This is a genomic window from Bacteroides hominis (assembly GCF_033042785.2).
Classification (GTDB): Bacteria; Bacteroidota; Bacteroidia; order Bacteroidales; family Bacteroidaceae; genus Bacteroides; species Bacteroides hominis.
Genome location: NZ_CP178829.1, coordinates 4,204,750 through 4,229,424 on the forward strand (window position 1 = coordinate 4,204,750; position 24,675 = coordinate 4,229,424).

At 46.3% G+C, this 24,675-nt stretch carries 22 protein-coding genes and 1 other RNA gene; 9 read left to right on the forward strand and 14 right to left on the reverse strand.

The window, feature by feature from the left end; all coding sequences use genetic code 11:
* Positions 1 to 89 precede the first annotated feature (89 nt).
* From R3O62_RS17760 to R3O62_RS17785, 6 genes are all read right to left on the reverse strand, one after another.
* On the reverse strand, positions 90 to 491 hold the full coding sequence (locus tag R3O62_RS17760) for a hypothetical protein (protein WP_101603242.1): 402 nt from the start codon (positions 489 to 491) through the stop codon (positions 90 to 92).
* A gap of 100 nt (positions 492 to 591) precedes the next feature.
* The gene (locus tag R3O62_RS17765; RefSeq protein WP_005779810.1) at positions 592 to 1,452 is read right to left on the reverse strand and encodes a sigma-70 family RNA polymerase sigma factor; all 861 of its coding nucleotides are present in this window, start codon (positions 1,450 to 1,452) and stop codon (positions 592 to 594) included.
* 234 nt (positions 1,453 to 1,686) lie between these two features.
* Positions 1,687 to 3,234 (reverse strand): trypsin-like peptidase domain-containing protein, encoded by a 1,548-nt coding sequence (locus R3O62_RS17770; RefSeq protein WP_022012489.1) that lies wholly within the window; start codon positions 3,232 to 3,234, stop codon positions 1,687 to 1,689.
* Between the two features lie 305 nt (positions 3,235 to 3,539).
* Positions 3,540 to 4,874: a transglutaminase-like domain-containing protein gene (locus tag R3O62_RS17775; RefSeq protein ID WP_181996260.1), complete on the reverse strand. Its 1,335-nt coding sequence runs from the start codon at positions 4,872 to 4,874 to the stop codon at positions 3,540 to 3,542.
* A 31-nt stretch (positions 4,875 to 4,905) separates the two neighbouring features.
* The gene (locus tag R3O62_RS17780) at positions 4,906 to 6,057 is read right to left on the reverse strand and encodes a dipeptide epimerase (protein WP_217737663.1); all 1,152 of its coding nucleotides are present in this window, start codon (positions 6,055 to 6,057) and stop codon (positions 4,906 to 4,908) included.
* Positions 6,058 to 6,070: 13 nt separating this feature from the next.
* Complete coding sequence (locus R3O62_RS17785) at positions 6,071 to 7,273, reverse strand: NlpC/P60 family protein (protein WP_032539877.1); 1,203 nt, start codon at positions 7,271 to 7,273, stop codon at positions 6,071 to 6,073.
* 316 nt (positions 7,274 to 7,589) lie between these two features.
* Between R3O62_RS17785 and rnpB the strand changes: the two genes are divergently transcribed.
* Both rnpB and R3O62_RS17795 read left to right on the forward strand, forming a co-directional pair.
* An RNA gene (gene rnpB / locus R3O62_RS17790) (RNase P RNA component class A) lies at positions 7,590 to 7,952 on the forward strand.
* 28 nt (positions 7,953 to 7,980) lie between these two features.
* Entirely contained in the window at positions 7,981 to 9,300 is a 1,320-nt protein-coding gene (locus R3O62_RS17795; RefSeq protein WP_032530481.1) for a YihY/virulence factor BrkB family protein, read from the forward strand.
* Between the two features lie 542 nt (positions 9,301 to 9,842).
* Here the strand turns inward: R3O62_RS17795 and R3O62_RS17800 are convergent.
* The 6 genes from R3O62_RS17800 to pstC form a co-directional block, all read right to left on the reverse strand.
* Positions 9,843 to 10,382 (reverse strand): nitroreductase family protein, encoded by a 540-nt coding sequence (locus tag R3O62_RS17800; RefSeq protein ID WP_005779827.1) that lies wholly within the window; start codon positions 10,380 to 10,382, stop codon positions 9,843 to 9,845.
* 11 nt (positions 10,383 to 10,393) lie between these two features.
* The gene (locus tag R3O62_RS17805) at positions 10,394 to 10,996 is read right to left on the reverse strand and encodes a riboflavin synthase (protein WP_005820684.1); all 603 of its coding nucleotides are present in this window, start codon (positions 10,994 to 10,996) and stop codon (positions 10,394 to 10,396) included.
* Between the two features lie 381 nt (positions 10,997 to 11,377).
* Positions 11,378 to 12,067, reverse strand: coding sequence for a phosphate signaling complex protein PhoU (gene phoU, locus R3O62_RS17810; RefSeq protein ID WP_005779833.1), 690 nt, complete (start codon positions 12,065 to 12,067; stop codon positions 11,378 to 11,380).
* Positions 12,068 to 12,147: 80 nt separating this feature from the next.
* Positions 12,148 to 12,909: a phosphate ABC transporter ATP-binding protein PstB gene (gene pstB, locus R3O62_RS17815; RefSeq protein WP_005779836.1), complete on the reverse strand. Its 762-nt coding sequence runs from the start codon at positions 12,907 to 12,909 to the stop codon at positions 12,148 to 12,150.
* A gap of 21 nt (positions 12,910 to 12,930) precedes the next feature.
* Positions 12,931 to 13,806, reverse strand: a complete 876-nt coding sequence (gene pstA / locus R3O62_RS17820; protein ID WP_005779838.1) for a phosphate ABC transporter permease PstA — start codon at positions 13,804 to 13,806, stop codon at positions 12,931 to 12,933.
* Position 13,807: 1 nt separating this feature from the next.
* Entirely contained in the window at positions 13,808 to 15,004 is a 1,197-nt protein-coding gene (pstC, locus tag R3O62_RS17825; protein WP_005779841.1) for a phosphate ABC transporter permease subunit PstC, read from the reverse strand.
* Positions 15,005 to 15,290: 286 nt separating this feature from the next.
* On the opposite strand from pstC, the gene R3O62_RS17830 reads away from it, so the two are divergent.
* The 5 genes from R3O62_RS17830 (at position 15,291) to R3O62_RS17850 (ending at position 21,294) form a co-directional block, all read left to right on the forward strand.
* Entirely contained in the window at positions 15,291 to 16,103 is an 813-nt protein-coding gene (locus R3O62_RS17830) for a PstS family phosphate ABC transporter substrate-binding protein (RefSeq protein ID WP_005779844.1), read from the forward strand.
* A 70-nt stretch (positions 16,104 to 16,173) separates the two neighbouring features.
* Positions 16,174 to 17,913 (forward strand): glutamine--tRNA ligase/YqeY domain fusion protein, encoded by a 1,740-nt coding sequence (locus tag R3O62_RS17835; protein ID WP_032542792.1) that lies wholly within the window; start codon positions 16,174 to 16,176, stop codon positions 17,911 to 17,913.
* 188 nt (positions 17,914 to 18,101) lie between these two features.
* Complete coding sequence (locus R3O62_RS17840; protein WP_181996261.1) at positions 18,102 to 19,538, forward strand: tetratricopeptide repeat protein; 1,437 nt, start codon at positions 18,102 to 18,104, stop codon at positions 19,536 to 19,538.
* Positions 19,539 to 19,657: 119 nt separating this feature from the next.
* A complete protein-coding gene (locus R3O62_RS17845) occupies positions 19,658 to 20,299 on the forward strand; it encodes a DedA family protein (protein ID WP_005779849.1) in 642 nt (213 codons plus the stop codon).
* Between the two features lie 371 nt (positions 20,300 to 20,670).
* Complete coding sequence (locus tag R3O62_RS17850; RefSeq protein ID WP_296187721.1) at positions 20,671 to 21,294, forward strand: DUF4840 domain-containing protein; 624 nt, start codon at positions 20,671 to 20,673, stop codon at positions 21,292 to 21,294.
* Positions 21,295 to 21,378: 84 nt separating this feature from the next.
* Here the strand turns inward: R3O62_RS17850 and tpx are convergent, their stop codons facing one another.
* Positions 21,379 to 21,879: a thiol peroxidase gene (gene tpx, locus R3O62_RS17855; RefSeq protein ID WP_005779853.1), complete on the reverse strand. Its 501-nt coding sequence runs from the start codon at positions 21,877 to 21,879 to the stop codon at positions 21,379 to 21,381.
* A 92-nt stretch (positions 21,880 to 21,971) separates the two neighbouring features.
* Here tpx and R3O62_RS17860 point away from each other — a divergent pair, with 92 nt between their 5' ends.
* Positions 21,972 to 22,553 carry an HdeD family acid-resistance protein gene (locus tag R3O62_RS17860; RefSeq protein ID WP_005779854.1) on the forward strand — a complete coding sequence of 194 codons (582 nt, stop codon included), beginning with the start codon at positions 21,972 to 21,974 and terminating at the stop codon, positions 22,551 to 22,553.
* Positions 22,554 to 22,699: 146 nt separating this feature from the next.
* Here the strand turns inward: R3O62_RS17860 and mpi are convergent, their stop codons facing one another.
* Complete coding sequence (gene mpi / locus R3O62_RS17865) at positions 22,700 to 23,293, reverse strand: serine-type multi-promoter DNA invertase Mpi (RefSeq protein ID WP_005779856.1); 594 nt, start codon at positions 23,291 to 23,293, stop codon at positions 22,700 to 22,702.
* A gap of 235 nt (positions 23,294 to 23,528) precedes the next feature.
* Here mpi and R3O62_RS17870 point away from each other — a divergent pair, with 235 nt between their 5' ends.
* Positions 23,529 to 24,449 (forward strand): Tsr19 family tyrosine-type DNA invertase, encoded by a 921-nt coding sequence (locus R3O62_RS17870; protein WP_317472604.1) that lies wholly within the window; start codon positions 23,529 to 23,531, stop codon positions 24,447 to 24,449.
* Positions 24,450 to 24,675 lie beyond the last annotated feature (226 nt).

Here is a 24,675-nt window from a genome sequence, read left to right on the forward strand (position 1 = left end):
TGTATTGAATTTAAAACCTAAAAAAAAGGATGCTTAAAAGCTCCTCCATCAGGAGCTTCTAAGCATCCCCTTCTTATATAACGTTTAAGTTATTCTTCCGGTTTAGTGAATTTAAAACTTTGGGTATCTATTTTCTCAAGAGCCACCGATTTATTCTTTTTATATTTGCCCAATACCTTTGCAGCTTCCTTTTCAAGTTTCTTCTGATTCTCCGAGAAGTAGATCATGCAAGTACGGTTGGACTGCCCTTTATCAATCTCCAGATAGTTTTTCAGTTGATAGCTGTATATCTCTCTATGCGGCAGAAATCCGTTTTTATCCAGCGCCACGCTATCGAGTACCTGAATCTCGGTGTAGTATACCACTGTATCGGTAAATGACGCCGATACTCCAAAAGCATAAACGGGCTTATGTTCTCCTTTTTTCAACGAAAACGCCGAGCACAATGTAAACACTAACGCTACGGCAAACAGTATTTTTACGTATTTCATATTCTGTTATTATTTTAACTTCGCAAAGATAACAAAAAAAAACGCCCATCAAAAGATGAAGCGTTTTTTAAATACTTTTTCGGAAACTGATATATCTTGCTTATCCCAAGTAAGATTTGAGCAATTTACTACGATTACTTTGTCTTAATCTTCTGATTGCTTTTTCCTTAATCTGACGAACACGCTCACGTGTGAGACCAAATTTGTCGCCGATTTCCTCTAATGTCATTTCCTGTTGTCCGATACCGAAAAACATCTGAATGATTTCTTTTTCCCTATCGGTTAACGTAGAAAGAGCTCTATCAATTTCCCTCGCAAGAGACTCATTAACCAGAGAACGGTCTGCCATGGGCGAATCATCGTTCACCAACACATCGAGCAGGCTGTTGTCTTCTCCTTCAACAAAAGGAGCATCCACCGAAATATGACGGCCGGATACTTTCAGCGTATCGGAGATCTTGTCAACCGGAATGTCCAGTTCACCTGCCAGCTCTTCGGGAGACGGACGACGCTCGTTCTCCTGTTCGAACTTAGAGAAGGCCTTGCTGATTTTGTTCAGCGAACCAACCTGGTTCAACGGAAGACGAACGATACGGGATTGCTCTGCCAATGCCTGCAAAATAGACTGGCGAATCCACCATACAGCATAACTGATAAACTTAAAACCACGTGTTTCATCAAACTTCTCGGCAGCTTTGATCAGTCCTAAATTGCCTTCATTAATCAAGTCGGGCAAACTCAAACCTTGGTTCTGGTACTGCTTGGCTACGGATACGACGAAACGAAGATTGGCACGTGTCAGTTTCTCTAATGCTACACGGTCACCCTTACGAATGCGTTGAGCGAGTTCTACCTCTTCTTCCACAGTAATAAGGTCCTCGCGACCGATTTCCTGCAAATACTTGTCAAGAGAAGCGCTCTCTCTGTTAGTGATACTTTTGGTAATCTTTAGTTGTCTCATTCTTATAAAACAGATTTGGAGTGCAAAGTTACGACAATTTATTTGTTAACGTATAAATTTCCACAACTTTTTCACCATTAATTATCTACTACTACAAACAAAAAGAGTGTCGACTGGTTGATTGCCGGCACTCTCTTTTCGATTTCCTTAGCTATTATTAAGCTACCAATTACTTTTTTCGGCAGACGATTCGCTGGTGTGACCATACTCACCACACAGCAGCTTTCAGCTAATTTACTCCTGAGTCAAGTCTACAGCGTAATATCCGCGTTTTCCTGAAGGGAATACTCCTGTGAGGAAGAGCACCTGGTTCGGTGATTTCACAGCAGCTTTCATCACTTCTTCAAGATCGCTGACTTTACGCATCGGCTGATCGTTGGCTTTCAGGATGATGAAGCCCTTTCGTACACCGGCATCCGCCATCTTGCCCGAAGTCACTCCGGTCACCTGCAAGCCGTATCCGAGATTGAGTTGTCTCTTCAAGTCGTCCGGCAACTCCTTAAAGGCAGCACCCAAAATCTCCATACCTGCATCCTTCACAATCTTTGTTGTACCTTGTTCATTCTTCAACGTTACGTCGATATTCTTTTCTTTCTTGTCACGCATCACCTTCACGGTAACTTTATCACCCGGACGATGCTGTGCAATGGCTTCCTGCAAATCGGCGAAGTTCTGTACTTTCTTACCATCGATGCCGATGATGATGTCGTCCACCTTGATATCGGAACCGGCAGCAGAACCGCCATCCACAATCTCACGAACCCACACGCCGTCTACAACGCCAAACTCTTTGCGTTTATCGGCCAAAGTAGCTCCCGACTTGTCAATCGGCTGGTCGGACATCATGTCGCCGTCACCCGCGAGAGAAGTACCCTTGATTCCCAGCAATGCACGCTGTACGGTTCCGTATTGTTTCAGGTCACTGACCACTTTGGTCATCACGCTCGTCGGAATGGCAAAACCATATCCGGCATAAGCACCCGTGGGTGAAGAAAGAACGGCATTGATACCTACCAACTCACCTTTTGCATTGACCAAAGCTCCACCACTGTTTCCCTGATTGATAGCGGCGTCTGTCTGGATAAACGACTCCACACCGCCAATACCGTATACGCCCAAAGTACGTGCCTTGGCACTGACAATACCTGCGGTTACAGTCGAAGTCAGGTTGAAGGGGTTACCTACCGCCAAGACCCACTCTCCCACTTTCAGGGCATCCGAATCGCCGATAGGAACGGTCGGAAAATCATCTCCTTCGATTTTGACCAAAGCCAGATCCGAATTCGGGTCGGTACCGATCACACGGCCTTTAAACTCACGGTTGTCATTCAACTTCACAACAATCTCGTCCGCCCCGTCAATCACATGGTTGTTGGTTACGATATAGCCATCCTTCGAAATGATGACTCCCGAACCGAAACCGACACGCGGCTGGGTTTGTACACGGCGCTGCTGTCTGCCTCCATTACCGAAAATATCTCCGAAGATCTCGGCAAACGGATCTCGCACGGTGACTGTTTGTTCTTTAGCTTGTTGAGTCGATTTTATATGTACCACAGCATGAAGCGAATTTTCTGCTGCCTGCGTCAGATCCACAGGCTGTGCATTAATGGCGTCATAAGCAGCCAAGCGGGCATTGGGATTCTGGCGGAACTGTTCGCTGAACGACAGGCTGTCTCTGTTTTCCGGTTTCAACATCGTATACGTTGTCACTCCGGCAACTCCTGCGCTGAGAAGAACAACCGCTCCTACCCCAAGAATGTTTTTTGTTGTCTGTTTCATACTATTCTTTTTATTCATTTAATTGTTAATATTCTACTTTCATTTAACATTTACGACGTTAAAATAACGACAAAAATCATTCTGTTATTCTCCTTGTCACTCTTTTTTGTTCTCTTTTAACAGTGAATCTGCAGAGCTTAACAGCGGTTAACGGCAGAGACTGACAAATTAGCATTCGTTGCATGACACACAAGTATTTAGAAGGCAGAAAAAAGACTTAAGCGTTTCCCTCGAAAGACTAAAGTCTTTTTGAGAAACACTTAAGTCTTTTCGGAAAACGCTTAAGCCTTTTATGGAGAATGAACTTAATAATTCAAGTAGTCTATATCCATATGATAACTCCATTGCGGGAAGTACAGGTTTCCCCCTTCCCACTCTACCTCCCCACGCTGGAAATCAACCGTTTCACTACGCGGATATTTCTTCTCGGGAACCAACGGCATGGAATAGTCACTGTTGACTATCATACGCCAGGAATCGATACCTCCCAGAAAGAACATCTTTTCTTCGGGATTGCCGGCAAATGCGGGAATGCCGAATGATTGATCTACCGGCACCCAGCCCGCGCCTTCGAAATAGACTTCCGCCCAGTCGTGCAGGTTCCATGCACGGGGATGCATCATAAAGCCGCTCTGGAAACGGGCAGGAATGCCACTGCAACGGCAGAGGGTGATAAACAACAGGCTCACCTGGCCACAATCGCCGTGACGATTGTCGAGCACATATTCCGGAATATTCTCAATAGTGGAATATTCGCGGGCCGAGGCCCAGGGGAAATGATCGTTTATCCAACGAAAAATGCGTTGGGCCTTCAACAAAGGATTGGTTTCACCGGCTGTCAGATTGGCAGCCAGCTCTTTGATACGGGGTGAAAAACGGATATGTGTGTCCCGTTCGGCAGTATATTCTTTATAAAGAGCACCGACAGTATCATAAGGCAGTATATTTTCGGGCTTCAACGGATGCCATTCGGCACACGAGGTATATTCAAAGGTTTCCGAAAAGACCGTCGGCTCACCGGGAATGGCCTGCTTCTCCATATAGAGGGTGCTGTGCCGGCATGAAGGCGGAGCCAATGTATAGCGGAGCTCGCTGGTACGTATCAGTTTCACGTTTTGCTGACGGGCCTGATCCGTACGGGGATAGGGCAGCCAGCAGCGGATCGTTTTTCCGGCAGGAACCGCGTTGCTGTCCACCGTCAGCGTGTAGGTGACCCGCATCCGCTTGGGCTGCACGACAGGCGTTCTCTCTTTCCTGACAGCAGCCATCACTTCGGGCAGATGTTCTTTATTGACTTGTTCGCTCGTGCTCAGTGAGGTGCCTTCTTTCTCCATTTTGACGGCACAGCAGGCAGAGTCTATCCGGAACAGGTTGGGACCGGCATTGCGGAAATAACGTTTCTCCCCGTCGATCATCCGGCATTCAAGCGCTTTGCTCTCTTCCCATTGGCGCATCTGTTCGTCCGTCACGTCGGGAATGTATTTGCGGATATAGTCTTTCACCTGAGATTCGGTCAGACAGAAGTCCGCCAGCAACCGTTGGTGCAAGTCATCGTCCCAGTTGTAAGGCTTGGGAGCCTGCCGCGAAGTACAGGCTGAAAGGCTGATAAATACGGCAATTATATAAAGTAGTTTTTTCATTATCAAAACAGTTTCAAAGGTTTATCCGCGTTCATAATTTAACCACACCAATTCCCGGAAGGTCGTTGAGCATGATCTTGCCTTTTACAACCTCCATCCCTCTGAAGCGGTCGTTCGCTATCAGCAAGTTTCCGTCCAGATCGGCAAAATCGACGGCCGGAGAGAATTGTGCGGCGGCAGAAACCGCGCACGAAGTTTCCGTCATACAGCCTACCATCACTTTCATTCCCAATGCACGCGCCAACGTAACCATCTTCCAGGCTTCCCGCATACCGGTACACTTCATCAGTTTGATGTTTATCCCCGTAAAGGCCCCCTTCAATCCTGCCACATCAGTCAGCCGTTGCAAAGATTCGTCGGCAAAAACAGGTAACGGACTATGCTGGGTCACCCATGCAATATCGTCCAACTGTGCTTTGGGCATAGGCTGTTCAATCATTACAATTCCTTTTTCTTTCAGCCACTGAATCATGTCCAATGCATATTTCTTATCCGTCCACCCCTGATTGGCATCGACCGCAATAGGCAGATCGCTCACCGAACGGATCGTTTCAATCATCTGTTTGTCATTCTCACGCCCTAACTTCACTTTGAGGATATTGAACTGCCCGGCCACCTCAAGGGTCTTTTCACGTACCACCTCGGGGGTATCGATGCCTATCGTGAAAGTGGTCGAAGGTGCTTTAGCCTTATCCAACCCCCAGATCCTGTACCAGGGTGCTCCCAGAAGTTTACCCACCAAGTCGTGCAAGGCGATGTCTATGGCAGCTTTGGCAGCCGTATCTCCCGGAGTGATACCGTCTACATAAGCCAGTATATCTTCCAGTCGGAACGGATCGTCAAACTGTTCCAGATCGACCTTCTTCAAAAAAGCCATCACCGAGTCTACCGTCTGTCCCAAATAAGGAGGCATCGAAGCCTCGCCATAACCGATGACTCCGTCATATTCTATCTCTACCTGCACATCGGGAGTGGTGGTTCGCGAATAAGTAGCCACCGTAAACACATGTTTCAGTTTCAGCTCGTAAGGGAAAAAGCGCAATTTCAGCTTTGCTCCCAGGCCGAGTTTGTTGATCGCAAATGAAGCGGGGCTCTTCTCGCCGGCAAAAACACCTTGCAATGACAGCCCCGAACCTATGGCGGCAAAAGCAGCGGTCTTGAGGAAATCTCTTCGGTTTTGCATATCTATTTTGAGTTTAGTTATAATACGGATTCGTAACGGTGGTGTTTAAGGCTGCCTCCTTATTTATAGATGGCAATACACGGACTGCATACAGCAGGCGATTCAGGTTATACTCATCAAAATCGGCATCCGACGGATCGAAACTGCTGACATGGACATCGCCTTGTGAGTGAATGAACTTTTTATCACCCAGATAAATGGCCACATGAACCACACGCTCTTTCTTCCCGGCAGTGGCCTTCCGCCCGAAGAAAATCAAATCTCCCGGCTGAACATTACCGAAGTCAGGAGCAATGTCGATATGCTCGCCCACATAAGCCTGTTGAGAGGCATCACGGGGAATGATGATATCGTGCATAAATAAGGCGGTACGTACAAAGCCGCTGCAATCGACTCCCTTCGAAGAAGTGCCCGCCCATAGATAAGGAATCCCCATCATTGTATAAGCGGTGCGGATGATGCTTGAAGCGTCTTGCTTCAAAGAAGCACGCCACTCCTTTTCGGGCATCGATATCGATTGTGAGATATAAGCCTGCCGACCGTCCGGATAAGAGACTTTATAAAATCCGCCTTGCGTACCTTCGTACTTCAGGCGGTTTCCGGCTACCACGTCCGACACGGATTGAGACTTTTCATCCGGCTGCTGATAAGTGAACCCATAATGCGACGTCACTACAATTTTATCTGCCTTGTTCCAGGCATCCAGCCCGGCTTTGGTGACCGGATGGATTCCTACCCGGTGTACCCATGCGATATAATTATCAGGTGTCTGGATGCGATACCAGTTGCGATGTTGCAACACTTTAACGGGCATTCCCATCAATGCCTGGGTAGTCATCTCCGAAGAGAAATCATCCTCTACACGCATATTGCATACAGAGAGATTGACAATGCCGTACATCTTTCCTTCCAGGGCCACGCTGTCCGGAACCAGTTGCAGGCTGTCCCTCACTTCATAAGCCTTCTCTTCCAGTCCCGATAACAAAGCCGACTTAGCTTCCGCTGAGGTAGTCGCCCCCTTTACGGTAATCGTCTTTCCGGATACATCGTAATCCACATCCCAAAGGATGACACGCTTATCGGGAATGAACCGGTTGCGAACTTCACCGGACAACAGTTCTACATCTTGGGGAAGTGCGTTTTTCTTGTTCTCAGGAATACCTGTACAGGCGGACACTGCCAGAAGCAGCGATACAAAGGGCGTCATATTCTTCATGAAAGAAAGATTTGGGGGTTACATTTTTAGCAAAGATAGAAACTATTTCCGTTTTAGATATATATTTTCAAAAATATTAAGAATAAGAACTGAAATTGATTCACACGGTGTTCACCACAGATTACACGGATTAACACAGATATTTTAATTTAACTCTCAGTAAAATAAATTATTAATCTGTGATAATCTGCGTAATCTGTGGTGAATTTATGTCATTCGTGAAACTCTGTGCCCTCTGTGTCCTCTGTGGTGAACCGAACTAATCCTCCCTTCCGTTTGCTCAAACAAAATAATTCTTGTACTTTTGCTGACCAAAGCAGTTGGCCGGTCTGTCGCGTGTATTTCGGTACAGGAGGAAAGTCCGGGCAACACAGAGCATCCTACTTCCTAACAGAAAGCTGTCCGTGAGGGTAGAGTAACGTAGAAGAAAAGAACCGCCCCTCCCTCCGGGGAGAGGTAAGGGTGAGAAGGTGGAGTAAGAGCCCACCAGCCGTATGGTGACATATCGGGCTGTACGTCTTAGGAGTTGTAAGGTCATGTAAACCGGCGTTATGAGAGTTGCTCGCTCCATGTCGGAGGGTAGACCGCTAAAGTGGTGTGGTGACACCCCACTCAGATAAATGACAGGCACCTTGATTTATTCAGGGTACAGAACTCGGCTTACAGGCTGACTGCTTTTCTTTTTTTTAATTTCAAATAACAGACCTATGAATCAGCGTCTCTCCGATATATGGAAATTCATTACCTATGATATCTGGCGGATTACGGAAAGCGAAGTCACCCGCACCAAGTTCTCGATATACAATATCATCAAAACGGTCTATCTCTGCGTCAACCGCTTCAACAAAGACCGCATCGTAAACAAAGCCTCAGCACTGACCTACAGCACACTGCTCGCCATTGTGCCCATCCTGGCCATCGTCTTTGCCATTGCACGCGGATTCGGTGTTTCCACTTTGATGGAAAGCCAGTTTCGTGATGGTTTCGGAGGTTCCACCGAAGCGACGGATGTTATCCTGCAATTCGTAGACTCGTATCTGTCACAAACCAAAAACGGTATTTTTATCGGAGTCGGCCTGGTCATGTTGTTGTGGACCGTGCTCAACCTGGTCAGTAACATTGAAATCACCTTCAACCGCATCTGGCAAGTGAAAAAAGGACGCAGCATGTACCGCAAAATCACCGATTATTTTTCAATGTTCCTGCTGATGCCGATCCTGATCGTAGTATCGGGAGGTCTTTCCATCTTTGTGGGCACTATGCTGAAGAGTATGGCGGATTTTGTTTTGCTTGCTCCTATCCTGAAATTCCTGATCCGTCTGATTCCGTTCGTGCTGACCTGGCTGATGTTTACGGGACTCTACATCTTCATGCCCAATACGAAGGTAAAATTCAAGCATGCACTGATCTCCGGTATCCTTGCCGGTTCCGCTTACCAGGCATTTCAGTTCCTGTACATCAGCAGCCAGTTGTGGGTGTCCAAGTACAATGCCATTTACGGTAGTTTTGCCGCCCTGCCGATGTTCCTGTTATGGCTGCAAATATCATGGACCATCTGCCTGTTCGGTGCCGAACTGACCTACGCCGGACAGAATATCCGTAACTTCAGTTTCGACAGAGACACGCAGAATATCAGCCGCCGTTACCGGGACTTCATCTCTATCCTGATAATGTCTCTTATAGCCAAACGTTTTGAAAACAATGAAACGCCTTACACCGCCGAAGAAATATCCGAAGAGCATCGCATCCCTATCCGGCTGACCAACCAGATACTCTATCAGCTGCAAGAGATTCATCTGATCCACGAAGTTGTGACCGATCAGAAAAGTGAAGACATCGCATATCAGCCTTCCATCGACATCAATCAACTGAACGTCGCTTTACTGCTCGACCGGCTGGATACATACGGCTCAGAAGACTTCAAAGTAGATAAAGACGAGGAATTCAGCGAACAGTGGAAAGTATTACTCGACTCAAGGGAGGAATATTATAAAAAGGCAAGCAAAGTGCTGCTGAAAGACTTGTAGTTCACCACAGAGTAACACATTCACCACAGAGGACACAGAGGACACAGAGTTTAATTAGCTGCGCTCAATCTGTTTTCAGACAAAAGAACACACGAATACATAAAGAATCATCTGCCCTTTTGTCCTTATGTCTAAAAAAACTCTGTGTCCTCTGTGTCCTCTGTGGTGAATGTCTCCTGCCGGCAGAGGCCGTTCACCCTGCCGCCATTTACCTCCGATGATGCCGTCATTCCGTTCACTTCTCCCAAACGGGGTGCTACACACGACGTTCCGTGCTTGAGGTGAAAGGAGGATCGGGAGTAGCTCTGCTTTCTCTTCTTCTCCTTCTTCTTCTTTCTCTTTTAATATATTCTTTTCTTAGCACCGTGTTACGGTGAAACGCCCATTGGCAGCACGTTTCACGGTGACTTCCACCGCTCCCCACGGTGACGGTTCCGGCAACCGTAGTCCCGGTTGCAGCGGGTTCTCGACGGTCCGTCCCGGTTGAAATGCGGTTCTGGACGGGGGTGTTCGGGTCGGTGAATCAGAGATTATTCAGTTCATTAATAGCTGTTATAAGAAACAACTTTCTCCTTTTCTTTTCGGATCTTTTTCCGTTTCTCCTTCACCGGATAGCCAATCAGCACATCCAGCAACACACGTTTCGAAGACGGAATACCGGTCAGGCTCTTCACCTCTTTCTCGTCAAACCAACCGAGTATGCACGATCCCAACCCTTCGCTTTCGGCAGCCAGCACAATGTGCGCAACCGCAATGCCTATATCGATCTGCGGAAAATGCTTCCCTTTCAGTTTGCCGCCCAGCCTGGACGTTATGTTAGCCGACTCTTCTACAATCAGTATGTGCACAGGAGCATCTTTAGCAAATTTATTCATTCCCAACCCCGCAGCAGCTTTGCCAACCTTCTCCGCCAATAACGGATCGGTTACTACCACAAACTTCCAGGGTTGCGCATTGCATGCGGAAGGTGCCAAACGTCCTGCCTCGAGGATACGTTCCAGCTTATCCGGTTCCACAGGACGTGATTTATCATAGGCCCTGTCACTCTGCCGGGCATTTACCAATTGCAGAAAGTCGTTCATACCTGGTCCTGCTATTTATATTGAATCATCCGGCTGATGTACTTGCCGATGATGTCAAATTCAAGGTTCACAATACTGCCTACCTCAAAAGTGTGGAAATTGGTATGCTCGTAAGTATATGGAATAATCGCTACCTGGAAAGTGTCGTCCGTCGGATTGCATACCGTCAGACTGACACCGTTCACCGTTACCGATCCCTTATCTACGGTGATGTAGCCACGTTTAGCCATTTCCTTGTCGAAAGCATATTTAAACGTGAAATACCAACTTCCGTCCGCATCTTTTATACCGATACATTCGGCAGTCTGATCCACATGTCCCTGCACAATGTGTCCGTCCAGACGTCCGTTCATCATCATACTGCGTTCCACGTTCACCTTGTCCCCCACCTTCAGCAACCGGAGGTTCGAGCGGTCCAGTGTCTCTTTCATGGCAGTCACTGTATAGGTATCTTCCGTCATGCTGACCACAGTCAGACAGACTCCATTGTGCGAGATACTCTGATCTATCTTCAACTCGTTTACAAACGAACACTTCAGTGTGAAATGTATATTCTCCTGGTCTTTCACCAGTGCTACAACGGTAGCGTACTCTTCTACGATTCCGGAAAACATAGTTCTATTTTTAATATTAGGATTTACCATTCAAAAAGATGCATACGCGCATCAACGGGGGTCAAAGATACAAAGAAAATGGGAGAGAGTGAGTGAATAAACATAAAAAAGCGGGGCTTTTCACAAAGCCCCGCTTTTCAGTTTTCAATAGGTATTAGTTTTTTTTTAAGGTAAAAAGATTGTTTTCAGGATAACGGTGCAAATATAGGTGCTTTTCTCGTTATGAACCAAATATAAAAACATGTCATATAACATCTTTTTGATTTTTCTTTGGATTTATTATCATTTCAAAAAAAACTCCTGTAACCGAACCGTTACAGGAGACAAATATATGACATTTTTTTAAGTAGCACTAATTTTTGTTTAAAAATTTGCGATTTATTATTTATCGGGATAATGCTCTTCTACCTTGCCACTATGCTTCAAGACTTTAGCGTCTATGAAAAAGACAATTTCCTCGGCAATATTCGTTATATGGTCGCCAGAACGCTCCAGCTTACGGAATACCCCTACCAGATTCAGGCAAGACAGCGTGCTTTCGGGATGCTCTCTGATATAATCAGCCAATATCGCTGTAGCTTCGGCATTGATCTCGTCCAATAAATTATCTTTAGCGAATACGGAAGTTGCCAGTTCGAGACTTTCTTCGTTCAGCGCACGTTTGGCCACCTCGAGCATAGAAAGCACCTGTCTCTGCATCTCTTCCAGACGAAGGCGTTTCAGTAAGTCTCCATCCAGAATAGGCTCCTCACTTTTCAGCACAAAACGTGCGATTCCCTCGGCAAAGTCGCCCAAACGTTCCAGATTCGTATTGATTTTCAACATAGCCAACACAAAGCGAAGATCGATAGCGACCGGATTATACAAGGCAATCACATCCTCCACGTCACTGTCTATCTTCAACTCAAAAGCATTCACTCTGCGCTCACGGACAATCACCTGCTGGGCCAGTTCCTTATCCAGTGTCAGTACAGCCTCTCCTGCTCTATCCAGCTGATTGTAAACCAATGTCCACATCTCGTCTATTTCCTTTTTCAGCAGAACAAGTTCTGATTCTATAAACTTCACCATACTCTATGTATTAAATTAATTATTAAGCAAATATACAATATAAAACCATGTTTCGACGATCTGCGCCGAAAAATCACAGGTTACCCGAATCGTCCGGTAATATAATTCTGGGTGGCTTCTTTCTCCGGATTCGTAAAGATCTTCTTTGTATCGCCAAACTCCACCATCTGTCCCATATAGAAAAATGCCGTCTTATCACTGACACGGGCGGCCTGCTGCATGTTGTGCGTCACAATCACAATGGTATACCGTTCTTTCAGTTCATGAATCAATTCTTCCACCTTTGCCGTCGAAATAGGGTCGAGTGCCGAAGCCGGCTCGTCCATCAGCAGCACCGAAGGAGATACAGCCATCGCACGGGCGATACAAAGGCGTTGCTGTTGTCCGCCGGATAAAGCATAAGCCGATTCCTTCAGTTTGTCCTTCACTTCATCCCAAAGGGCGGCACCCTTCAGGGTCTCCTCCACCCGCTGCCGGATAAAAGCATTATCTTTCACTCCGTTCACCCTCAATCCGTAAGCTACATTCTCGAAAATGCTTTTCGGAAAAGGGTTAGGACGCTGGAACACCATGCCTACGTTTTTACGAAGTTCGTCTACCTGCACTCCTTTGTCATAGATATTTTCACCATCTATACGGATTTCCCCCGTCAGGCGAATGGCAGGGATCAAATCGTTCATACGATTGAAAAGACGCAGAAAAGTAGATTTTCCACATCCGGAAGGACCTATAAACGCGACTACAGATTTTTCTTCAATCTGCATACTGATTCCCTTCAGTGCATGGAAGTCACCATACCAGAAATTCACGTCACGCGCATCAATTTTCACTGTTGTATCCATATTTTTTGTTGTACTCCGTCACTAATTCATTTTTACTTTCTTTTCAAAATACTTCCGTAAAGCATTGGCCAGCAGGTTCACCAGGAGTATGATCGCAATCAATACCAAAGCCGTCCCGTAAGCCAAAGGCAACTGTGCCTCCATATCCGTGCCACTGGTCGATATCACATACAAATGATAGGGCAGCGCCATACACTGGTCTAAAATGCTTGTCGGCAACTGCGGAAGAAAATATGCCGCACACGTGAACAGGATCGGGGCCGTTTCTCCCGACACACGTCCCAAGGCAAGGATCAGTCCGGTTATGATATTCGGCATCCCCATAGGCAGAATCACGTGCCAGATGGTCTGTAACTTGGTAGCTCCCAATGCACGGCTTCCCTCACGCATGCTGTCCGGTATCGCCTTCAGCGCCTCTTCCGTGGTACGGATCACCAAAGGTACACAAAGCAGGCCCAATGTCAATGAACCGGCCAGAATACTATCTCCGAAGTCCATATAATTAACGAACAAAGCCATACCAAAGAGACCGAAAACAATTGACGGAATGCCGCTCAGGTTATTGGTCATCACACGGATAAACCTCACCAGTTTTCCTTTCGGCGCATACTCGTTCATGTAAATTCCACTCATCACTCCCACCGGAAATGCAAAGAGCGCACTGCCTGTCATCAGATAGAATGTGCCCACGATAGCCGGCCAGATACCTCCTCCCGTCATCCCGTCGGTAGGTGCCGATGTAAGGAAATCCCAACTGATGACACCGATACCCTTGTAAATGATGAACCCTAAAATCGCAAACAGAATCAGCACAATGCATAAACTCAGCAACCGGAATATGCCGAAAGCGATGCCCTGCGAACGCCTTTTAGCTTTTGTATTATTCAGTATTTCCATATTACTTACTACGTTTTACGCCCTTAGATGAAATATACTCCACGCTAAAGTTGATGATTAATGTAATGAAGAACAGCACGACTCCTAAAAGGAAAAGAGCCTGATAGTGTGGTCCCCCTGCCGGTGCCTCTCCAAGTTCGGCCGCAATGGTGGCGGGGATCGTACGCAAAGGTTCGAGAATCGTAGTCGGAATCACGGCCGCATTTCCGGTTACCATCAGAACAGCCATCGTCTCGCCGATGGCACGTCCGATGCCGAGCACCACCCCCGAAGTAATGCCTGAAATAGAATAAGGGATCACCACTTTATAAATGGTCTGCCACTGTGAAGCCCCGAGTGCCAGACTCGCTTCACGCATCGCACGGGGACAATTACGCATCGCGTCTTCAGTCACCGTTATAATCGTGGGCAATGCCATGATGGCAAGCACTATGCTTCCGGCGAGTCCACTCTCACCTACCGGCAAATCGAATACCTTCTGAATCAGAGGCACAATCACGATCAACCCGAAAAAACCATATACAACCGAAGGAATACCACTCAACAACTCGATGACCGGCTTCAGCCAACCGCGCACTTTCGGGTTGGCGACCTCGGACATATAGATCGACACCGACAGCCCGAACGGCAAAGCAATCAATATGGCAAAAAGGCTCACCCAAAGCGTACCGGTAATCAGCGGCAGAAAGCCGAACAGGGGTGCCGGTGTTGCCGTGGGAAACCATTCCGCTCCGGCAAACACATCTTTCACGGAAATGGTATTATCCTTTATAAAATGCACCGCATCCGGCTGAGTTACAAACTTCTGAGGAATAAAAGCTACGATCCCGGGCGTCTTCTGAATCAACTCCATAATCTTTGCCCCGGCATTTTCGTATGCCTCTCCCAGTTCTTCTTCCGAGTAGTAATGCGTGATGTCTTCCAGACGGAACACCCGGATCGGCAGATCTTCACCACCCAGTTCTTTCCAGTTGGTGATCTCTTCGTCAAAAACATCTTTAATCTGCATCGGTGTCAGTTCACTGACCTTGTTATCTTTGTTCAGTGCCAGCACATACCCTTCTTCGATAACCTTACTGCTGAACAGCCCGAATGCCTCTGTAAAAAGGAAAAGCACAATCAGCAGGATCGTAATACTCGTTACAAATCCGCTACAGGTCAAAATTCCTTCTATAATCCTTTCAAAAACCTTTTTCATACCATCTGATTTTCATGATGCAAAGAAACAGAGTAAGTATTAAGGATGTGTGAATACCGTTTGAAGGAAGTGTTTCAAAGGTGTTACATTTATGTTACAAGGCGGAATATCGAACGTTTTGAAACAAGAATGTAATACACTATTGCTTTATTTGCACATAAAATAGAATCCACCACAGATTACACAGATTTTCACAGATCAATAATTAATCCCGTTGGTATGATAAGATTAAAAGTTCTGTGAAAATCTGTGTAATCTGTGGTGAAAGAAATAAAAACTCAATCATATGAAAGTTAGAACTATCTTATTCGCCGCCCTCTCCCTCGCAGCACTGAATGCCAATGCCCAACGCATTAAAGGCAGTGACACCGTATTGCCCGTAGCCCAGCAAACAGCCGAACGCTTCATGAACCGGGAACCCGATGCCCGTGTCACCGTCACCGGAGGTGGTACAGGAGTGGGTATCTCCGCCCTGTTGGATAATACCACTGACATCGCCATGGCTTCACGCCCCATTAAGTTCAGCGAAAAGATGAAAGCCAAAGCTGCCAAACGGGACATAGACGAAGTGATCGTTGCCTATGACGCGCTTGCCGTTGTTGTCCACCCGTCCAATCCGGTGAAGCAACTCACCCGCCGGCAACTTGAAGACATCTTCCGCGGCAAGATAACCAACTGGAAACAGGTGGGAGGCGATGACCGCAAAATAGTGGTTTACTCCCGCGAAACCTCTTCCGGTACCTACGAATTCTTTAAGGAGAGCGTCCTCAAAAACAAAAACTATATGAGCAGCAGCCTTTCCATGCCTGCCACCGGAGCCATTATCCAGTCGGTCAGCCAGACCAAAGGTGCCATTGGTTACGTAGGACTCGCCTATGTGTCTCCACGCATCAAAACCCTGTCCGTTTCATATGACGGAGAACACTATGCCGGCCCCACCGTAGAGAACGCCACCAACAAGACATATCCCATTGTCCGCCCCCTCTATTATTATTATGACGTAAAGAACAAAGCACAAATCGCTCCCCTGCTCGAGTTTATTCTTTCTCCCGAGGGACAGGATATTATAAAAAAGAGTGGATATATACCCGTGAAATAAGGTTATACAAAAAAAATATCCTACTTTTGCAGCAACTTATTAGCTACGAGCTTTTATAATAATGACAGATATGACAGATATAAAAAACGAAGAGGCAGGCGAAAAGAAAAGCCTTAATTTCATTGAACAGGCAGTAGAAAATGATTTGAAAGCAGGAAAGAACGGAGGAAGAGTACAAACACGTTTCCCGCCGGAACCCAACGGTTACCTGCACATCGGGCACGCCAAAGCTATTTGCCTCGACTTCGGCATCGCTGCTGCACATGGTGGTGTGTGCAACCTTCGTTTCGACGACACTAACCCGACGAAAGAGGATATGGAATATGTAGAAGCCATACAGGAAGACATCCAATGGTTAGGCTTCCAGTGGGGCAACGTATATTATGCCTCGGATTATTTCCAGCAGTTATGGGACTTTGCCGTCACTCTGATTAAAGAAGGCAAAGCCTACGTAGACGAACAGACCTCAGAACAGATTGCCCAACAAAAAGGAACTCCCACCCAACCCGGTGTCGAGAGTCCGTACCGCAACCGTCCGATCGAAGAGAGCCTTGCCCTGTTCGAAAAGATGAATAGCGACGAAGCCAAGGAAGGCTCCATGGTGCTTCGTGCCAAAATCGACATGGCCAGCCCCAATATGCACTTCCGTGACCCGATCATGTACCGCATTCTGCATGTGGCACACCATCGCACCGGAACCCAATGGAAAGCCTATCCGATGTACGACTTCGCACACGGTCAGAGCGACTATTTCGAAGGAGTCACCCACTCACTCTGTACGCTCGAGTTCGTACCTCACCGCCCTCTTTACGATCTGTTCATCGACTGGTTGAAAGAAGGCAAGGATCTGGATGACAACCGCCCCCGCCAGACAGAGTTCAACAAACTGAACCTCAATTATACCCTGATGAGTAAGCGTAACCTGCTTATCCTCGTCAAAGAAGGCCTGGTCAACGATTGGGACGATCCCCGTATGCCGACCCTCTGCGGATTCCGCCGTCGCGGCTACTCTCCCGAATCCATCCGTAAGTTCATCGACAAAATCGGCTACACCACTTACGACGCCCTCAATGATTTCGCCCTGCTCGAAAGCGCTGTACGCGAAGACCTGAATGCCCGTGCCACGCGTGTATCTGCCGTGCTCAATCCGGTGAAACTGATCATTACCAACTATCCCGAAGGACAAGTTGAGGAACTGGATGCCATTAACAACCCCGAAGATCCCACTGCCGGAAGTCATACCATCGAGTTCAGCCGCGAGCTGTGGATGGAGCGCGAAGACTTCATGGAAGACGCGCCGAAAAAATATTTCCGCATGACTCCGGGACAGGAAGTGCGCCTGAAGAACGCTTACATCGTGAAATGTACAGGCTGCAAGAAAGATGAAAACGGTACGGTGACCGAAGTCTACTGCGAATATGACCCGAATACCAAAAGCGGTATGCCGGATGCCAACCGCAAAGTGAAAGGTACGCTCCATTGGGTCAGCTGCGCACACTGCCTGCCGGCAGAAGTACGCTTGTACGACCGCCTTTGGAAAGTAGAAAACCCGCGTGACGAGATGGCTGCCATCCGTGAGGCGAAAGGTTGTGATGCTCTCGAAGCCATGAAGGAAATGATCAACCCGGACTCACTGACCACTCTGACCCGTTGCTACATAGAAAAATACGTGGCCGACCTGCCCGTACTTTCCTATCTGCAATTCCAACGTATCGGCTATTTCAATGTAGACAAAGATTCTACGCCCGGTCATCTGGTATTCAACCGCACCGTGGGACTGAAAGATACCTGGGGAAAAATCAATAAATAGCTTTTTGGCAAGAGAGTGTGTGTCGAAACTCACCACAGAGGACACAGAGTTCACAGAGGAAAAATTTATTTTCCCCGGAACCGGTTTTTAAATTAAAACTCTGTGTCCTCCGTGTCCTCCGTGGTGAGTTTCGACACACCTTCTCCCTCCGAATCAAATCATTATTAACTGTATAATTACTAATTAAATTGGGTAGAAAGAACTCCCCGTCCGAAAGAGAGCGGGAATTACATAATATGATCGTGCAATACGAAACATTAAAAGCCAACAACCAGTCTCCCTATATGGATGGTGACCAATTGGCCGATATTGCCGATCAATACGCCTCCGAACGCAGGTTCAAGGAAGCCCAGGAAGTCATTTCATACGGACTCGGACTTCATCCGGGGCATACCGACCTCATGGTAGAACAAGCTTACCTGTTTCTGGATCTCAACCAACCCCGGAAAGCCCGGGAAGTGGCCGACCTTATCACCGACACCTACTCCGCCAACGTCAAACTACTCTTAGCCGAACTGTTGCTGAACGAAGGCAAGCTGGACGATGCCGACCAAATACTCGACAGCATAGAAGAGGAAGAGAAAAACGAACTCGGCATCCTGGTCGATGTTGTCTACCTGTATACCGATTTAGGCTATCCGGAAAAAGGCATACAGTGGCTTACGCGGGGGATAGAACTGTATAAGGACGACGAAGATTTTCTGGCAGCCACCGCCGATTGTTATGGAGCAGCCGGAGCGGCACATATAGAAAAAGCCACCTTCTTCTACAACAAGCTGATCGACAAGAACCCATACAACCCGGCTTACTGGGTGGGGCTGGCCAAATGTCAGTTCGCCACCAAAGACTTTGATAAGGCCGTAGAATCCTGCGACTTCGCTATCGCAGCCGATGAAGAATTCGGCGAAGCCCATATCATCAAAGCACACAGCCTGTTTCACCTTGAAAATATCGAAGGGGCCATCGCAGAGTATCAGAAAGCACTGGAATATAAAACGCTCTCTCCCGAATTCACCTACATGTTCATCGGATTGGCTTATGCCCATCAGGAGAACTGGGCAGAAGCCGCCGAGAGCTACCGCCTGGCCCTTCAGGCAATTGAAGAAAGCGGCAACGGCTCTTCTCCGTTACTGTCCGATATCTATTCAAACAAAGCGGTCTGTGCCTCCCATCTGGGTGACTCGGCAGAAGCCCACCGCCTTTGCCGGCTGGCCAAAGAGCTGGCTCCACAGGATGCAGAACCCTATCTGCTTGAGGGACGCATTTACATGGAAGAGGGCAACTTCGATCAGGCCCGTGCAGAATGGGCACTGGCTCTCCGTTATGCCCCCGAAGCCGATACATGGATGGAAATCGGTAATTACAGCCTCGAATACCGTATGCTCGAGAATGCTCGTTTTTGCTTCGAGCAAGTATTGGAGGAAGATCCCGAATATCCCAAAGTCTGCGAACAACTGGCTTCTGTATGCCTTGTACTTCAGGACCACGAAGGATTCAAGAAATACAACGAGATGTGTGGCAACTCCATCAATCTCGAATCGCTTCGGAACATGATCCTGGAAATGGGAGCGGATGGAGAACAGATGCTCCGTGAACTGGATGATTTCTTAAAAGACGAAAAATAATTATTCACCACAGAGGACGCAGAGGACACAGAGAAATCTTTTTTCTTAATAAACTAAGATAATAAAAACTCTGTGCCCTCTGTGGTAAATCAAAAACCAAAACTATATTAAATAAACAAATGGAATCTGTAGCCTTCATTCAGTGGTGTTTAGACCACCTCAATTACTGGACCATTACACTCTTAATGGCCATTGAAAGTTCTTTTATTCCTTTTCCATCCGAAGTGGTAGTTCCTCCGGCAGCTTACAAAGCAGCAGTCAACGAAGAATTGAACATCTACCTGGTAGTGCTTTTTGCCACCATAGGAGCCAATATCGGCGCTATTATCAACTACTATCTGGCCCGCTGGCTGGGACGTCCCATCGTCTATAAATTCGCCAACAGCCGTTTCGGGCACATGTGCCTGATCGATGAAGCCAAAGTGCAACATGCCGAAGAATATTTCGACAAGCACGGAGCGCTGTCCACTTTCATCGGCCGTCTGATCCCTGCAGTCCGCCAACTGATTTCCATCCCTGCCGGACTTGCCCGCATGAAATTGCACACCTTCCTTATCTACACCACCTTAGGCGCAGGATTATGGAACACCATCCTTGCCGCCATCGGATACTATCTGTCCACCGTCCCCGGCATCGAAAGCGAAGAGCAACTGCTTGCCAAAGTTACCGAATACAGCCACGAACTGGGCTATTGCTTCATTGCCATCGGAGTCTTCATCGTCGGCTTCCTTATCTACAAAGGAATGAAGAAAAAGAAATAGTGCCTCCACAGCAAGAATCAGCATTCACCACAGAGTAACACAGAGCAACACAGAGTGAACTTAATCTATCGATAACGAATGGCAGTGAACTCTAAGAACTTTGTATTACTCTGTATCACTCTCTACTCTCTATTACTCCGTATTACTCCGTGAGACTCTGTGGTACTCCGTGGTAAAACTCCGCCTTCATCCCTCCCTCAAAAAAATCTTTCTTTTTTTTCCTCTTCCATGCAGTATATTTATATTCCCTGCATTTACTTATTGTACGTACACCAAACCAGTTAATCAACAATTCATCAAAAAACAAATCCTAGGCCTTACAGTTGGTTGATGAACGACTGATTTATGTAACAAATTTAATGTTTAAGAAAATGAAAAAAGAATTTAATCTATCCAAGCTTTTTTATGCTTTTGCGATTGCTTTTTCAGTGGTAACCTTGTCTTCTTGTGACAACGATGACAACTCTCCGCTCCCTCCTCCATCGACCGGTGACGTGGCAGGCACCTATAACGGAAAAGTACTGATCACCCAAGTTACTCCTCTTGCAGGCAGAGAGAATGCCGGCGAAGGTGAAACTCCCAAGGGACAGGATGTCAATGCGACAGTAAAGAATGATACCGTTTTCTTCGACAAATTGCCAGTTGACGACCTTATCATCTCTATTATCGGTGACAAAGACAAAGCAGAAGCCATTATCAAAGCTCTCGGTGACGTGAAATACAAAGTAGGTTACAAGCCGGCTCTCAATACAGAGAAAGACAGTATCTACCTTGCATTCGAACCGAAACCGCTGATCCTCCAGTTGCCCTCTGCTACAGAAGGTGAAAAGGGTCAGACCGTAACCGTAACCATTTCTTCTCCGGAAAAAGGCAGCTTCGCTTACAAAAACAATCAGTTGAAGATGAAGCTCAATGCCGACGAGATTAAACTGGCAGATGTGGTTGTGCCGACTTCTAAAGTACAGTTCGACTTCGATATGACTAAAAAGAAGTAACAATTCCACATGAAAAAGTCCGTGTTCCCACCTCCTTGGAGTGAACACGGACTTTATTTTTTCCTAAATCTTCTCCTACACAGATTACTTCACGGCAGCCAGTGCCTTTTCATAATCAGGTTCCTGAGTAATCTCCGGAACAAGTTCCGTATAAGCCACTTTCCCGTCTTTTCCGATCACCACCACCGCACGTGCCAGCAATCCGGCAAGCGGTCCGTCGGCCATTCTCACTCCATAGCTTTCGTCAAAGTCCGAAAAACGGAAATCGGACAATGGAATCACGTTTTCAATGCCTTCCGTCGTGCAGAAACGTCCCTGAGCGAACGGCAAGTCTTTCGAAATGGCCAATACCACCGTGTCCTTTAATCCCGCTGCCATCTTATTGAATTTACGCACCGAAGTAGCACAGACACCGGTATCCATACTTGGGAAAATATTCAGAACTATATTTTTACCTTTCAAATCTTTTAGTGAGAAAGAAGATAAATCACTTTTCACCAGCTCAAAATCGGGAGCCACCTTTCCAACCTGTATAAATTCGCCAATCAGCTTTACCGGTTGTCCTTTGAAATTTGTTGTTGCCATAATTGTTATCTCTAAGTTTTATTTACTATATTCTAAACAATCGGTACGCTTACTTTGTTCACGTGGGACAATAATCTAAAAATAGAATTGATATGAAAACTTTATTCGACGAGATGGAACACGCAGTAAAAAACTGGTGGTTATCTCTTATCTTAGGTATTCTGTACATCATCGTGGCTCTCTGCCTGCTGTTTGCACCGGGAAGCAGTTACATTGCCCTCAGCGTTATCTTCAGCATCTCCATGCTGATCAGTGGTATTATCGAAATCATCTTTTCCATCAGCAACCGGCGAAGCATCTCGTCCTGGGGATGGTATCTCGCAGGAGGTATTATCGACCTGATCTTAGGTATTTACCTGGTAGCCTACCCATTGCTCAGCATGGAAGTCATACCGTTCATTGTCGCTTTCTGGATGATGTTCCGCGGTTTCTCTGCCACAGGCTATTCCATGGACCTGAAACGTTATGGAACCCGTGAGTGGGGATGGTATATGGGCTTCGGTATCCTTGCCATCATTTGTTCGCTGATCATACTCTGGCAACCGGCCGTGGGTGCACTTTACGTTATATACATGCTGGCATTCACCTTCCTGATCATCGGTTTCTTCCGGGTCATGCTCTCCTTCGAACTGAAAAGCCTTCATAAACGATCATCGACGATGAACGATAAATGATAAACAGTGAATGAACTCATATTCACCACAGATTACACAGATTAACACAGATATTTTAATTTAACTCTCAGTAAAATAAATTATTAATCTGTGAGAATCCGTGTAATCTGTGGTGAATCATGGCTCCCCTAATCGTTCATCATTCACTAATACATCGTTTTCATGAACCGGAACAATGTTGTTCTGGACACCCCCATTTTTTCCGCCAGTTCCGAGTAAGTAGTTCCTTTGTCAAGTTCTCTGGTTAGTACCCGCTTGTTGGCACTCAGCAATTTAATTTTAGGCGTATCCCCCTTTCTTCTGCCTAAAGTCATTCCTTCCTGTTTTCTACGTGCAAGTGCTTCTTTGGTACGCATCGAAATCAGGTTCCTTTCGATTTCCGCCATCAGCCCGAATGCAAATCCCAGCACCTTACTGTTGATGTCGTCCTGAAACACATAGCCTTCTTTGGTGCTATAAAGCACCACCTGCTTCTTGATACAGAAATTCAGGATAGTCATAATCTCGAGCAATGTACGGCTCAGCCTCGAAATCTCCGTTACAATCAGTGTATCCCCCGGGTGCATCCTTTTCAGTAACTCTGATAATTTCCTGTCTTTTGTGCTTACGCTTCCACTGATAGTCTCTGTGTACCACTTGTCGATCGACAATCCATTTTTCTCTGCAAATCGCAAAATCTCTTCTTTCTGATTAGCTAAAAACTGTTTTTCCGTACTTACTCTCAAATAAGCTATTACCATAATTTCATGTTTTTAATTGATTAATACACCACGAAAGAACGGCTATTCATCCAAATTCGGGACACTTTTTCACTCTCCTTTTTCATCGGACCATTTGGGTATTTATGATACTTTCATTCGTCTATACTTTATGGCTATTGATTTTTTACTAATTTCCTGCAAATTTTCTGCCTTACCGCTCAAAATCTTTTTTATTAGAATTATTGTTGTTGAACACACTAAAAAAAACAAGAAAATGGAAATTGAAAAGTTCATTAAATCTTTAGCCAAGAAGGCTAAGTTAGGTGGTCGTTACAGTACAGCCAACACTTACATTTACACCCTGCACAGTTATCAGAAGTTTGCAGGAAAAGATTCACTTACTTTTGAAGAGATCACTCCCGAGAGCATCAAGGAGTACGAACAGTATTTGCTTTTGAGTGGGAAAAGGCATAATACGATCTCACTCTATATGCGCATGTTACGCTCCATTTGCAATCAGGCCATCGAGCAAAACCTGGCCTCACTCAATACGCGGGAGTTATTCGAGAATGTTTTCATCGGCAACGAGCCTACCGCCAAACGGGCTATTTCGCCTTCCATCATCTCCCGTCTGCTGGAGGCCGATCTGGGTAAGAACAGTAAGCTCGATTTTGCCCGCGACCTCTTCTTGCTGAGCTTCTATCTGCGTGGCATCCCATTTGTCGACCTGGTGCACCTCCGCAAAACGGACGTGAGAGGGAAAACACTGGTTTACTTCCGTCAGAAAACGGGTCAGCAGCTTACGGTCATCATAGAAAGCTGTGCCAAAGCGATTCTGAGGAAATATGCGGCACTCTGTGCAGACTCCATCTATCTGCTGCCGGTCATTAGCGCAGCCGGTGAAGAAGGGCATAAGCAATACCGGAGTGCGCTGAGGGTGTATAACAAGCGACTCAACCGGATATCTGAAATGCTTAAGCTGAAGACTCCGCTCACTTCTTATGTAGCACGCCATAGCTGGGCCACCACAGCCCTGCAAAAGGGGGTTCCGGTTTCAGTAATCAGTGCCGGCATGGGGCATGCTTCGGAAAAGGTGACATATATTTATCTGGCTTCTTTTGATAATAAAACACTGAGTAATGCGAATAAAAAAGTAATTGCTGCCGTGAAACTAAAGAAGGAAGAAGAAGAGTGATATAAATGGTTCTCTTACTTATTAGGTAATAGAACAGATTTGTTTGTTTTATCGCTGCAAAAGTAGAGATAAAAATTGAAATATCACAAACAAAATGATAATTTCTTTTCTAATAAAGTGGATAATAATCAGTTTAAATATCAGTTTGAAATAATTTATTCATTTAATAGAAAGATTAGTCATAATTCCTGTTTGATGTAATTACTCAAACAGGAGTTACCAAATT